We start from the raw sequence: 13,476 nt of genomic DNA, 5'->3' as shown, positions 1-13,476 counted from the left end.
TGGCGATGCGCCGATTTGCTCCGGCGCAAATCTTTTGCGGGCCGGTTACGCTATGGCCGATCGAGCCCCGAGGGTGGCAGGACCCCTGTATGGACGACCGGCAACGTCGCTGACAGCCGGAGATGGCGGAACTTCGATGCTTGACCTTGCGATTGTTGGTGGCGGTCCGGGTGGCCTGATGAGCGCCTGGTATCTGAGGCGCAAACTCGGCGATCTCTGCAAGGTGACGATCTACGAGGCATCCGACCGGCTCGGCGGCAAGATCGTGACGCGCAAGTTCGATACCGCACCGGCGATGTATGAGGCTGGTGTCGCGGAAATCTACGACTACTCGATGACCGGCCCCGATCCGCTGCGCGAGCTGATCCAGCATTTCGGGCTGCAGACGATTCCGATGGATGCGCTGCAGGTCCAACTCGACGGCGAGCTGCTCGACGACGTGCCGGGGCTGCGCCGCAAATACGGCCCGAAGACGGCCGCTGCGGTCGAGGCGTTCCGCAAGCGTTGTACCGACGTGATGTCGCCGGTCGAATATTACGAGGGCGTCGGCGCCCACGATAACGAGCACCCCTGGGCCTACAAGACCTGCGAAGAGCTGCTCGACGAGGAGGTCGAGGATCCCACGGCCAAGCGCTTCTTCAAGGTGATGTCGCGCTCCGACCTCGCGACCGAGGCCCACAACACCAACGGCCTCAATGCGCTCAAGAACTTCGTCATGGATATCGACGACTATATCGGCCTGTACTCGATTCAGAACGGCAACGAGCAACTGATCGAGTGCCTGCGCTCCGAGGTCGATGCCGACATCCAGCTCAATCATCGCGTGCTCCGCATCGGCAAGACCGAGGCGGGTCGCTACCGGCTCAACATGATGAACGGCAAGGGGCCGGAGACGCGCGAGTTCGATCTCGTCCTGGTGTGCCTGCCGCATTCCTGGCTGTCGACGGTCGGCTGGGAGGGCGAGAAGCTGCGCCAGTCCATGGTCAAGCACATCGCCTATTTCGATCGTCCCGCGCATTATCTGCGCGTCTCGATCCTGTTCGACGAGCCGTTCTGGGGCGAGAAGATTCCGGGCTCCTGGTTCATGTCGGAGGCGTTCGGCGGCTGCTGCATCTACAACGAGGGCTCGCGCCACGATGTCGGCAAGCACGGCGTGCTCAACTGGCTGATCGCGGGCTCGGATGCGCTCGCCTTCGCCAACCTCTCGGACCAGGAGCTGATCGATGCCGCGCTGAAGTCGCTCCCTGCTGCGCTCGGCGACGCGCGCGCACACTTCATGGAAGGCAAGATTCACCGCTGGCTGTCGTCCGTCAACGCGCTGCCCGGCGGTCTGCCGGTACGCGACGTCATGACCAATCACCGGCCTGAGCCGAAGGAGCACCCCGGCATCGTCGTGGTCGGTGACTATCTGTTCGACTCGACCCTGAACGGGCTGCTCGATTCGTCGGACGCCGCCACCGACATCATCCTGACCGAAATGATGCGGCTGCGCCGCGCCCGCTCGCAGGCCGAAACGCCGCTGTCCGACAAGATCGACCGTGACTATTTCGACAATTATCGCGGGCAGGGGCCGTACAGCGAAGCGTGGTCGCAGTTCACCGATCCGGACTATCTGACCAGCCTGATCAAGATCGTTTGGAACCGGGCCGGCAAGGGCAAAGGCTACAAGCTCTTGGTCGCCGGCTCCGCGAGCGGTGAACTGGTGGGAGCGCTCCGCGAGCGCGGCATCGATGCCTGGGGCATCGAGAACAACCGCTACATCCATGGCAAGACGCCGAAGGCGCTGAGGAAATACAACAAGCTCGGCTCGATCACCGATATGCCATTCAAGACCGGTGAGTTCGATTTCGTGTTCGAGACCAGCCTCTGCCATCTCGGTGACAAGCAGGTTGCGCGCGCGATCCGCGAGCTCAACCGCGTCGTCAAGACCGGCCTCGTGTTCGGCTCGATCACCTCGGACATGGCTCCGGCGCTGGTCGACCGCTACGACCTGCTGCGTGGGGTCAAGAAGCTCGGCACCTGGTGGGAGTGGTCGGAGCTGTTCTTCGGCAACGGGTTCGATCTGGCCATGCACCGCCGCGATTGCACCGACGAGGTGTGGGCAGCGACACTCGCGGCCAACAAGGGGCCCGGCCAGTGGTACGCCGACGCCGACAGCCTGCGCTATTCGTTCTTCGACAAGGTCGAGGACGAAGACTAGGCTCGCGGCACAGCCGCCGGCATTTCGAGGCAGGGCCGCGGGCGTTGACCGGCATCTCGATGCTGTCTTGCGTCCGCGGCGCTTGTGACCGTGCTGGTTGCGTGACAGGGGCGCGTCTTGGTCGCGGCGGGTGCGGCACCGTATGGCGAGAATGCTGGCGGCAGGCGGACACAGGTGGTAAAGCCGAGCCGCTTTAATCCGTTACGGTCATACTGGCCGTGCAGGATCGGTTCGTTGAATGGCGCCCAAATCTTCACCGCCGCGAAATCAGACGTCCGCAACGGCAGCTGATCCTGCCGATGATTTGGACAAGCGGGGGCCGGCGGCGGCCGTGCCTGCCGTTCCAAAACCCGGAACAGCGAAGACGTCGGCGACAGAGACGGCTGACGTCGTCGGCGACGATGAGGACGATGACGAGGAGGACGGTGAAGAGGCCGGCCTCGACCTCGACGATGATGACGACGACGAGGATCTCGTCGTCTACACGGCCCGCGAGGCCGCAGGTGCGCTTGCAACCATCTACGGCTTCGTCTCGCCGCTGCTCGCCAGATACAAGAAGATGCTGGCTTTCGTGTCGATCGGCGTCCTGATCGAGACGCTGTTCAACGTCATCATGCCGCTCAGCCTCAAGTTCCTGATCGACGATGCGCTCGGCGAAGAGGATTTCGAGGCGCTCTATCGCATCCTCGGCGTGCTCGCCGCTGCGGGCATCTTCACCTCGATCATTGCCGTGCTCTACGAGCGCTGGGATGCGCGGCTCGCGGCCTGCGTCATCTCGGACGTTCGCACCCGTCTGTTCGATCACGTGCAGAACCTGCCGGCCGCCTATTTCCAGCGTACCAAGCGCGGCGAGATCCTGTCGCGCTTCTCGGTCGACATGTCGGCGTTCGAGAACGTCGTGAAGAGTTTCGCCAACAGCGCTGTGCTGCCGTTCCTCGAGCTGATTGCGGGCATCATTCTGATGCTGTTCCTGAACTGGCAGCTCGCTGCGATCGCGCTGCTGGTGTTTCCGATCACCCTGATCGGCCCGCGTATCCTGACGCCGAAGGCGGTTCAGGCCAATTACGAGCAGAAACTGAACGAAGCGTCGCTGCTCGGCGTGATCCAGGAGAACATCGCGGCGCAAGCCGTCATCAAGGCCTTCAGCCTCCACCGCAAGGTATTCGGCTGGTTCAGCTTCCGCAACGACGCGGCGCGGCGCAAGATGGCCGATGCGATGTTCCTGTCGACCATGGTCGAGCGCACCGTCACGATCTCCGTGCTGCTGCTGCATCTCGTCGTGCTCGCTCTCGGCGCCTATCTCGCCACCAAGGGCCAGATCACGATCGGCACCTTCGTCACCTTCGAGAGCGCATTCTGGGAGGTGTCCTACAACATCGCCCATGTCATGCATTTCGTGCCGGTGTCGATCTCCTCGGCGGCCGCGATCCGGCACATGCAGGAGCTGTTGGACGAGCCGACCCGCGGCGCCGACCGGCCGGGCGCGCCGGATCTGCCCCGCATCAGCCACGACATCACCTTCGAGCGCGTGACCTTCCAGTACGAGGGCAGCGAGACGCCGGTGCTCGACAATCTGAGCCTCAAGCTCGACGTCGGCAAGCGGATCGCGATCGTCGGTCCGTCGGGCTCGGGCAAGAGCACGCTGCTCAACCTGATCCTGCGGCTCTACGTACCCGATGAAGGCCGCGTCACCATCGACGGCGTCGACATCCGCAAGGTGACGCGCGATTCGCTTCGCGGCAGCATGGCCGTGGTGTTCCAGGACAACATGCTGTTCAACATGTCGCTGCGGGAGAACATCCGGCTCGGCAAGGAGGGCGCCACCGACGCGGAGGTGGAGGAGGCGGCCAAGAAGGCCGAGATCCACCGCTACATCATGAGCCTGCCGCAGAAATACGACACCATCGTCGGCGAGCGCGGCGACACGCTGTCCGGTGGACAGCGCCAGCGCATCGCGATCGCCCGCGCCATCATCCGCAACCCGTCCGTGCTGCTGCTCGACGAGGCCACTTCGGCGCTGGACCAGACCACGGAAGCCGCGATCAACCGCACCCTGCTCAAGGTCGCCAAGGGCCGCACCATGATCTGGTCGACCCACCGCCTGACCTCGGTGGTCGAGATGGACGAGATCATCGTCATCTCCGGCGGCCGGGCGATCGAGCGCGGCAGCCACGCCGAGCTCTTGGCGAAGAATGGGACCTATCGCAAGCTCTGGGATGACCAGGGCCATCAGCCGAGCCGGCAGGATCAGGCCGACGACGACAGCGATGACGAGGAGGACGACGACGAGGAGGATGATGACGAGGAATAGACGTTGAGCGGCGCATTGGTCTTCGTCAGCCGCTGCCGAACCCCGCGGCCGAGCGAGACGGCAAAGCGCGCCCAGCGTTGCGCCTGCCAATAGGGGCTGGCCCCGATCGAGACCGATCGGAAATTCCATGCCTTCTCGAGCGACCACGCATCGCAGGCCGTCTTGACCGGGTCCGCATAGAAGGCCGCGATCTTGGCCTCGCCCATGCCGTCAGTCGCCAGCCAGCGCGGAATGTGGACGTTGCAGAGGCGCTCGACATCGGTGAACACCTTGTCGGAACCGGTGCCGGTGACGGGGCAGGTGGTGCAGAAGGCGTCGCCGACGAGCACGACACCCGGCATGCGGTACCCGCTGTTGATGGTGAGATCGGCGGGCCGGACCCGCACCTCGCCGCTCACGGCGTACTCGCCCGTGATCCGCCGCAGGCCGGGCAGGGCGGCGGCCAGCGTTTCGACTGGGTTGCGGCGGATCGCCCGAAGCCAGGGATCATCGACCTCGCGGTAGGCGAACAGGTTCGCCCGCATGCGCTCGCCGATCGGGAACAGGGTGATGTAGGGCACCCGCGCCTTGGCTCGTTCCTGGAAATAGGTCATGGCCGGGAATGGGAAGGCGGAACGGCCGACCGGCGTCAGGTCGAACCCGATCGAGATCGAATGGGCGGGGCTGGTGATCGTGCGGGTGATTCCCAGCATGTGCCGCAGCCCGACGTTCAGCCCGTTGGCGAGCACGACGAGGCGGGCGGAGATCGTCTGCCCGTTGGACAGCACGACCGACTGGCGATCCTCGGTTGGCGTGATCGCTACGGCCTTGGCGACGATTCGCGTCACAGCGCCTGGGATCTGGTCGCGCACCGCCGTCACGAGCGCATCATACGGAATGCCGTATTGCTGGACCTGAGCCCGTTCGAGCACGTAGCCGAATCGGGCGATCCAGTTCTCCGGGGCCAGGGTGGCTTGGGTCAACGCCTTGTCGGCGATCCCGGTGCGACGGAATCGGCCGATCTGCTCGGCACCGGAGATCTTCTCGATTCGAAAGTCGGGCGGGGAGACCGCGTGGGGATCGACGAGAATCGCGGGGATGCCGGCCATTCCGAGCATGGCGGCCGTGATCGAGCCGCTCAGGCCGCCGCCAATGATCGCAATGTCGGTATATTCTGTCACCAGGCGCCTCGTCGCGGCGCCATCCTTGTCGGCCAAAGCCGAAAAAAGCCTTATCTTCGATGTTTCTGGACATGTCCCGGGCTGGAGAGGCGCCTGCACTCGCAGGGCTGTGCGGTCTGCAGATACCTCGGACGGCGGGGGCCCTGTCGGGACCGGAAACCGCAGCGGCCAGAAGCGCTTCTTTGCGCGTCCTGCGGCGTCGTTTTGCTTGACTTGGATATTTACCGCTTATAAAAGGCCGGCACTCAACGACAGGCGGTGAGCTTCGCCAGCGTCGGTACGGATCACCCAGACCACCCGAAACCGGGCGGGACGGGCACCACCCTCGACGAATGCCGCTCAAACGCTGTCGATCATAGCTAGGCAATGCCAAAACGATATTAGATCTCTCGAGCTCGTTCTCCTGAGACCAATTTCGGATGCATGACCTCGGTAGGCCGCCCGCCAGCGCAAGCTGACTGGTGGTGATCGCGGTCCTCTGTGGCGTCAAGCGCTTTCCGTTCAGCGATGGACGGTTGGCGCGATTTCGTTTTGCGTGGGTTTTGATCGCGCGAAACGGCCCGGTGAGGCGGGGAACCTCGAACAGAATTTGCGGAAGCCGGTCGCGGTCTCCGTGCGAACGTTGAGAAGGGTGAAGGCCAAGATGCCGACGATCAACCAGCTGATCGCAAATCCGCGCGAAGTGCAGAAGTCGCGCAAGAAGGTGCCGGCGCTGCAGCAGTCGCCGCAGAAGCGTGGCGTTTGCACGCGCGTCTACACCACGACCCCGAAGAAGCCGAACTCGGCGCTTCGTAAGGTCGCCAAGGTGCGCCTGACCAACGGCTTCGAGGTGATCGGCTACATTCCGGGTGAAGGCCATAACCTGCAGGAGCACTCGGTGGTCATGATCCGCGGCGGCCGCGTCAAGGACTTGCCGGGCGTGCGCTATCACATCCTCCGCGGCGTGCTGGATACCCAGGGCGTCAAGAACCGTAAGCAGCGCCGTTCGAAGTATGGCGCGAAGCGTCCGAAGTAAGACGTTCGAGAGAAGCGGGAACAAGATCACATGTCGCGTCGCCATTCAGCCGAAAAGCGTGAAGTGCTTCCGGATCCGAAGTTCGGGAACATCATTGTCACCAAGTTCATGAACTCGGTGATGTACGCCGGCAAGAAGTCGGTCGCCGAAGGTATCGTCTACGGCGCGTTCGGCATCATCGAGGCCAAGACCAAGCAGAGCCCGCTGACGGTGTTCGAGCAGGCCCTCGAAAACGTCATGCCGACCATCGAGGTTCGCTCCCGTCGCGTCGGCGGTGCGACCTACCAGGTGCCGGTCGAAGTTCGTTCGACCCGCCGGCAGGCGCTGGGCATCCGCTGGCTGATCTCGGCCGCGCGCGACCGCAACGAGAAGACGATGACCGAGCGGCTTTCGGCGGAGCTGCTCGACGCCTCGAACAATCGGGGTAACGCCGTGAAGAAGCGTGAAGACGTGCACCGGATGGCGGAAGCCAACCGCGCCTTCTCGCACTATCGCTGGTAACGGCGACCCGAACGGAAATCAGGGAACACACCCATGCCCCGCCAACACGCCATCGAAGACTATCGCAACTTCGGCATCATGGCGCATATCGACGCCGGCAAGACCACGACGACCGAGCGCATCCTCTATTATACCGGCAAGAGCCACAAGATCGGCGAAGTGCACGAAGGTGCCGCGACGATGGACTGGATGGAGCAGGAGCAGGAGCGTGGCATCACGATCACCTCGGCTGCGACCACTGCGTTCTGGAACGGCAAGCGCCTGAACATCATCGACACCCCCGGCCACGTCGACTTCACCATCGAGGTCGAGCGCAGCTTGCGGGTGCTCGACGGCGCCGTGTGCGTTCTCGACTCCAACCAGGGCGTCGAGCCGCAGACCGAGACCGTCTGGCGCCAGGGCGACAAGTACAAGGTTCCGCGCATCGTCTTCGCCAACAAGATGGACAAGACCGGTGCCGACTTCTTCAAGTGCCTGGCCGACATCGTCGATCGCCTGGGCGCGAAGCCTGTTGCGATCCAGCTGCCGATCGGCGCCGAGAACAATTTCAAGGGCTGCATCGATCTCGTGACGATGAAGGCGATCGTCTGGAACGACGAGGCGCTCGGCGCGAAGTTCGACTACGTCGAGATCCCGGCTGATCTCGCCGACCAGGCCAAGGAATATCGCGAGAAGCTGGTGGAGGCCGCCGTCGAGCTCGACGACGACGCGCTCACCGCGTTCCTGGACGGCAAGGAGCCGGACGAGGCGACTCTGAAGCGCCTGATCCGCAAGGCCGTGCTGACCGGCGCGTTCTATCCGGTGCTGTGCGGCTCGGCCTTCAAGAACAAGGGCGTGCAGCCGTTGCTCGACGCCGTCGTCGACTATCTGCCGTCGCCGCTCGACGTGCCTGCGATCAAGGGCACCGACGACAAGGGCAACGAGGTCGTGCGCAAGGCGGACGACAAGGAGCCGCTGGCGCTGCTCGCGTTCAAGATCATGGACGACCCCTTCGTCGGCACGATCACGTTCTGCCGCATCTATTCGGGCATCCTGACCTCGGGCACCGGCGTGGTGAACTCGACCCGCGAGAAGAAGGAGCGCATCGGCCGCATGCTGCTGATGCATGCGAACAACCGCGAGGACATCAAGGAAGCCTATGCCGGCGACATCGTCGCCCTCGCAGGCCTCAAGGAAGCCCGCACCGGTGACACGCTGTGCGATCCGTCCAACCAGGTGATCCTGGAAAAGATGGAATTCCCGGAGCCGGTCATCGAGATTGCGATCGAGCCGAAGTCGAAGGCCGACCAGGAGAAGCTCGGCGTCGCGCTGGCGAAGCTGGCCGCTGAGGATCCGTCCTTCCGCGTGTCGACCGATCACGAGTCGGGCCAGACCATCCTCAAGGGGATGGGCGAGCTCCATCTCGACATCAAGGTCGACATCCTCAAGCGCACCTACAAGGTCGATGCGAACATCGGCGCGCCGCAGGTGGCGTTCCGTGAGCGTATCACCAAGCCGGCCAACGTGGACTACACCCACAAGAAGCAGACCGGTGGTACCGGCCAGTTCGCGGCCGTGAGCCTCGTGGTCGAGCCGAACGAGCCCGGTGGCGGCTACGTGTTCGAGTCCAAGATCGTCGGCGGTGCGGTTCCGAAGGAATACATCCCGGGCGTCGAGAAGGGCATCGAGAGCGTGCTCGGCGCGGGCGTCGTCGCCGGCTTCCCGGTGGTCGACGTCAAGGTGGCGCTGGTCGACGGCAAGTATCACGATGTCGACTCGTCGGCGCTGGCCTTCGAAATCGCCTCTCGTGCGGCTTTCCGCGAGGCGCTGCAGAAGGGCAAGTCGGTTCTGCTCGAGCCGATCATGAAGGTCGAGGTGGTGACCCCGGAAGACTACACCGGCTCGGTCATCGGCGACCTGAACTCGCGTCGTGGCCAGATCCAGGGCCAGGACATGCGCGGCAATGCCAACGTCATCAACGCGATGGTGCCGCTCATGAACATGTTCGGTTACGTGAACAACCTGCGCTCCATGAGCCAGGGGCGCGCGACCTTCACGATGCAGTTCTCGCACTACGCTGAAGCGCCGGCCAACGTGTCGGCCGAAGTCCAGAAGAAGTTTGCCTGATTGTCGTTAGCTCAAGTTAGCGACTGAACGGAGAGTCAAATGGCCAAAGCTAAGTTTGAACGTAACAAGCCCCACTGCAACATCGGCACCATCGGTCACGTCGACCACGGCAAGACCTCGCTGACGGCTGCAATCACCAAGATCCTGGCCGAGACGGGCGGTGCGACGTTCACTGCCTACGACCAGATCGACAAGGCCCCGGAAGAGAAGGCGCGCGGCATCACCATCTCGACCGCGCACGTCGAGTACGAGACCAAGAACCGCCACTACGCCCACGTCGATTGCCCCGGCCACGCCGACTACGTGAAGAACATGATCACCGGCGCTGCCCAGATGGACGGCGCGATCCTGGTCGTGTCGGCCGCTGACGGCCCGATGCCGCAGACCCGTGAGCACATCCTGCTCGCCCGCCAGGTCGGCGTGCCGGCGCTGGTCGTGTTCCTCAACAAGTGCGACATGGTCGACGATCCGGAGCTGCTGGAGCTCGTCGAGCTCGAGGTCCGCGAGCTGCTCTCGAAGTACGAATTCCCGGGCGACAAGATCCCGATCATCAAGGGCTCGGCGCTGGCCGCTCTGGAAGATTCGGACAAGAAGCTCGGCCACGACGCCATCCTCGAGCTGATGCGCAATGTCGACGAGTACATTCCGCAGCCGGAGCGTCCGATCGACCAGCCCTTCCTGATGCCGGTCGAAGACGTGTTCTCGATCTCGGGCCGCGGCACCGTGGTGACCGGCCGTGTCGAGCGCGGCATCATCAAGGTCGGTGAGGAAATCGAGATCGTCGGCATCCGTCCGACCCAGAAGACCACCGTCACCGGCGTTGAAATGTTCCGCAAGCTGCTCGATCAGGGCCAGGCCGGTGACAACATCGGCGCGCTGCTCCGCGGCACCAAGCGCGAGGACGTCGAGCGCGGCCAGGTGCTGTGCAAGCCGGGTTCGGTCAAGCCGCACACCAAGTTCAAGGCTGAGGCCTACATCCTCACGAAGGAAGAGGGTGGCCGTCACACGCCGTTCTTCACCAACTATCGTCCGCAGTTCTACTTCCGCACGACCGACGTGACCGGCGTCGTTCACCTGCCGGAAGGCACCGAGATGGTGATGCCGGGCGACAACATTGCGATGGAAGTGCACCTGATCGTGCCGATCGCGATGGAGGAGAAGCTGCGCTTCGCCATCCGCGAGGGCGGCCGCACCGTCGGCGCCGGCGTCGTCGCCTCGATCATCGAGTAACAACAGCGAATAGGGAATGGCGGGTGGCGAATGGAGATTATCCATTCGCCGTTCGCTACTCGCCACTCACTACTCACAGAAAGATACGGCAATGAACGGCCAAAATATCCGCATCCGTCTCAAGGCGTTTGACCATCGTATCCTCGATACGTCGACGCGCGAGATCGTCAACACGGCGAAACGGACCGGCGCGCAGGTTCGCGGACCCATTCCGCTGCCGACCCGCATCGAGAAGTTCACCGTGAACCGTTCGCCGCACGTCGACAAGAAGAGCCGCGAGCAGTTCGAGATGCGCACCCACAAGCGCCTGCTCGACATCGTCGATCCGACCCCGCAGACCGTCGATGCTCTCATGAAGCTCGATCTGGCCGCCGGCGTCGACGTCGAGATCAAGCTCTAAGTTTTTGGATTCACGTTCGCACCTCACGCGGACATAGAGAAGAACAGGAAGCACGCCGATGCGCTCCGGAGTGATCGCACAAAAGGTCGGGATGACGCGGGTCTTCACGGAGACCGGCGAACATATCCCCGTGACCGTGCTGAAGCTCGGCAATTGCCAGGTGGTCGGTCACCGCACCACCGAGAAGAACGGCTACGTCGCGCTGCAGCTCGGCAGCGGCAGCCGCAAGACGGTCTACATGCCGAAGGCGGAGCGCGGCCAGTTCGCGGTCGCCAAGGTCGAGCCGAAGCGCAAGCTCGCCGAGTTCCGTGTCAGCGAGGATTCGCTGATCCCGGTCGGCGCCGAGATCCAGGCCGACCATTTCGTCGTCGGCCAGTTCGTCGACGTCACCGGCACCTCGGTCGGTAAGGGCTTCGCCGGCGGCATGAAGCGCTGGAACTTCGGCGGTCTGCGCGCCACGCACGGTGTGTCGATCTCGCATCGTTCGATCGGTTCGACCGGTGGCCGTCAGGACCCCGGCAAGACCTGGAAGAACAAGAAGATGCCCGGTCACATGGGCGTCGATCGCATCACCACGCTGAACCTGCGTGTGGTGCAGACGGACGTCGAGCGCGGCCTGATCCTGGTGGAAGGCGCGGTGCCCGGCTCCAAGGGGGGCTGGATCTCGGTGCGCGACGCCGTCAAGAAGCCGCTGCCGAAGGAAGCGCCGAAGCCCGGCAAGTTCAAGGTCGCGGGTGAGCAGGCTGCCGAAGCGCCGGCCGTGCAGGAGGGCGCATAAATGGAACTGAAAGTCACCACCCTCGAGGGCAAGGAAGCCGGCTCCGTCCAGCTGTCCGACGCCATCTTCGGTCTGGAGCCGCGTGCCGACATCATCGCGCGCTGCGTCCAGTGGCAGCTCAACAAGCGTCAGGCCGGCACCCACAAGGCCAAGGGCCGCGCCGAGATCTGGCGCACCGGCAAGAAGATGTACAAGCAGAAGGGCACCGGCGGTGCTCGTCACGGCTCGGCTCGTGTGCCGCAGTTCCGTGGCGGCGGCCGCGCCTTCGGTCCGGTCGTGCGCTCGCATGCGACCGACCTGCCGAAGAAGGTCCGTGCGCTGGCGCTGAAGCATGCGCTGTCGGCCAAGGCCAAGGACGGTGATCTGGTCGTGCTGGAGAACGCCACCCTGGAGGCGGCGAAGACCAAGGCGCTGATCGGTCACTTCTCGGGTCTCGGCCTGACCAACGCCCTGATCATCGACGGCGCCGAGCTGCATACCGGCTTCACCAATGCCGCCCGCAACATTCCGAACATGGACGTGCTGCCGATCCAAGGCATCAACGTCTACGACATCCTGCGCCGTCAGAAGCTCGTGCTGACCAAGGCGGCGATCGATGCGCTGGAGGCGCGCTTCAAATGAAGACCATCGATCCGCGCCACTACGACATCATCATCGCGCCGGTCGTGACCGAGAAGGCGACCTTCGCCTCGGAGCACAACAAGGTTCTGTTCAAGGTGGCCGCCAAGGCGACCAAGCCGCAGATCAAGGAAGCGATCGAGAAGCTGTTCGACGTCAAGGTCAAGAGCGTCAACACGCTCGTCCGCAAGGGCAAGACCAAGGTGTTCCGCGGCAATTTCGGTTCGCAATCGGACAGCAAGCGCGCGATCGTGACCCTCGAAGAGGGCCACCGTATCGACGTGACCACCGGACTGTAAGGCTGAGCTGCCATGGCACTGAAGACATTCAATCCCACGACGCCCGGCCAGCGCCAGCTGGTGATGGTCGATCGTTCGGCCCTCTACAAGGGCAAGCCGGTCAAGGCGCTGACCGAAGGCAAGCAGTCGAGCGGCGGTCGCAACAACACCGGCCGCATCACCGTTCGCTTCCTCGGCGGCGGTCACAAGCAGTCGTACCGCACGGTCGACTTCAAGCGCGACAAGGTCGACGTTCCCGCGACCGTCGAGCGCCTGGAGTATGATCCGAACCGGACCGCCTTCATCGCGCTGGTCAAATATCAGGACGGCGAGCTCGCCTACATCCTGGCGCCGCAGCGACTGGCGGTCGGCGACACCATCGTCGCCGGCAACTATGTCGACGTGAAGCCGGGCAACGTCATGCCGCTGGGCAACATGCCGGTCGGCACGATCGTGCACAACATCGAGGTCAAGATCGGGAAGGGCGGCCAGCTCGCGCGTTCGGCCGGCACCTACGCCCAGATCGTCGGCCGCGACCAGGACTACGTGATCGTCCGCCTGAACTCGGGCGAGCAGCGCCTGGTGCACGGCCGCTGCCGCGGCACCATCGGTGCGGTGTCGAACCCGGACCACATGAACACCTCGATCGGCAAGGCCGGCCGCAAGCGTTGGATGGGCCGCAGGCCTCACAACCGCGGTGTCGCGATGAACCCGATCGACCATCCGCACGGCGGCGGCGAAGGCCGTACCTCGGGCGGTCGTCACCCGGTCACTCCGTGGGGCAAGCCTACCAAGGGCAAGAAGACCCGCACCAACAAGTCGACCGATAAATTCATTCTCTTGAGCCGCCACAAGCGGAAGAAGTAAGGAACGACGGAC

General features: G+C 63.8%; 12 protein-coding genes. 11 read left to right on the top strand and 1 reads right to left on the bottom strand.

What is annotated here, in order from left to right:
- Positions 1-136 precede the first annotated feature (136 nt).
- Positions 137-2,200 carry an FAD-dependent oxidoreductase gene (locus tag ACQR1E_RS05180; protein WP_315714567.1) on the top strand — a complete coding sequence of 688 codons (2,064 nt, stop codon included), beginning with the start codon at positions 137-139 and terminating at the stop codon, positions 2,198-2,200.
- 238 nt (positions 2,201-2,438) lie between these two features.
- Positions 2,439-4,511: an ABC transporter ATP-binding protein gene (locus tag ACQR1E_RS05175; protein WP_315714566.1), complete on the top strand. Its 2,073-nt coding sequence runs from the start codon at positions 2,439-2,441 to the stop codon at positions 4,509-4,511.
- On the opposite strand, the gene ACQR1E_RS05170 is transcribed toward ACQR1E_RS05175, so the two are convergent.
- Positions 4,448-5,671 (bottom strand): FAD-dependent oxidoreductase, encoded by a 1,224-nt coding sequence (locus ACQR1E_RS05170; RefSeq protein WP_315714565.1) that lies wholly within the window; start codon positions 5,669-5,671, stop codon positions 4,448-4,450. The two genes, ACQR1E_RS05175 and ACQR1E_RS05170, sit on opposite strands and share 64 nt — an antisense overlap.
- A 643-nt stretch (positions 5,672-6,314) precedes the next feature.
- Here ACQR1E_RS05170 and rpsL point away from each other — a divergent pair.
- The 9 genes from rpsL to rplB all read left to right on the top strand — a co-directional run bounded on the left by rpsL (position 6,315) and on the right by rplB (position 13,464).
- The gene (gene rpsL, locus ACQR1E_RS05165) at positions 6,315-6,686 is read left to right on the top strand and encodes a 30S ribosomal protein S12 (RefSeq protein WP_006611834.1); all 372 of its coding nucleotides are present in this window, start codon (positions 6,315-6,317) and stop codon (positions 6,684-6,686) included.
- A 30-nt stretch (positions 6,687-6,716) separates the two neighbouring features.
- On the top strand, positions 6,717-7,187 hold the full coding sequence (rpsG, locus tag ACQR1E_RS05160; protein ID WP_006611835.1) for a 30S ribosomal protein S7: 471 nt from the start codon (positions 6,717-6,719) through the stop codon (positions 7,185-7,187).
- Between the two features lie 33 nt (positions 7,188-7,220).
- Complete coding sequence (gene fusA, locus ACQR1E_RS05155) at positions 7,221-9,293, top strand: elongation factor G (protein ID WP_315714564.1); 2,073 nt, start codon at positions 7,221-7,223, stop codon at positions 9,291-9,293.
- A 39-nt stretch (positions 9,294-9,332) separates the two neighbouring features.
- Positions 9,333-10,523, top strand: coding sequence for an elongation factor Tu (gene tuf, locus ACQR1E_RS05150; RefSeq protein ID WP_006611837.1), 1,191 nt, complete (start codon positions 9,333-9,335; stop codon positions 10,521-10,523).
- A 91-nt stretch (positions 10,524-10,614) separates the two neighbouring features.
- Entirely contained in the window at positions 10,615-10,923 is a 309-nt protein-coding gene (rpsJ, locus tag ACQR1E_RS05145) for a 30S ribosomal protein S10 (protein ID WP_002712302.1), read from the top strand.
- A 58-nt stretch (positions 10,924-10,981) separates the two neighbouring features.
- Complete coding sequence (gene rplC / locus ACQR1E_RS05140) at positions 10,982-11,701, top strand: 50S ribosomal protein L3 (protein WP_006611838.1); 720 nt, start codon at positions 10,982-10,984, stop codon at positions 11,699-11,701.
- The gene (gene rplD / locus ACQR1E_RS05135; RefSeq protein ID WP_315714563.1) at positions 11,702-12,322 is read left to right on the top strand and encodes a 50S ribosomal protein L4; all 621 of its coding nucleotides are present in this window, start codon (positions 11,702-11,704) and stop codon (positions 12,320-12,322) included.
- Positions 12,319-12,618, top strand: a complete 300-nt coding sequence (locus ACQR1E_RS05130; protein ID WP_172108066.1) for a 50S ribosomal protein L23 — start codon at positions 12,319-12,321, stop codon at positions 12,616-12,618. The genes rplD and ACQR1E_RS05130 overlap by 4 nt, the downstream gene beginning before the upstream one ends.
- A 12-nt stretch (positions 12,619-12,630) precedes the next feature.
- The gene (gene rplB, locus ACQR1E_RS05125) at positions 12,631-13,464 is read left to right on the top strand and encodes a 50S ribosomal protein L2 (RefSeq protein WP_006611841.1); all 834 of its coding nucleotides are present in this window, start codon (positions 12,631-12,633) and stop codon (positions 13,462-13,464) included.
- Positions 13,465-13,476 lie beyond the last annotated feature (12 nt).

It is taken from the genome of Bradyrhizobium sp. HKCCYLRH1030, assembly GCF_051168395.1.
Taxonomy (GTDB): Bacteria; Pseudomonadota; Alphaproteobacteria; order Rhizobiales; family Xanthobacteraceae; genus Bradyrhizobium.
Note: the sequence above shows the minus strand (reverse complement) of the source record. Positions and strands in the feature narration are given on the sequence as shown.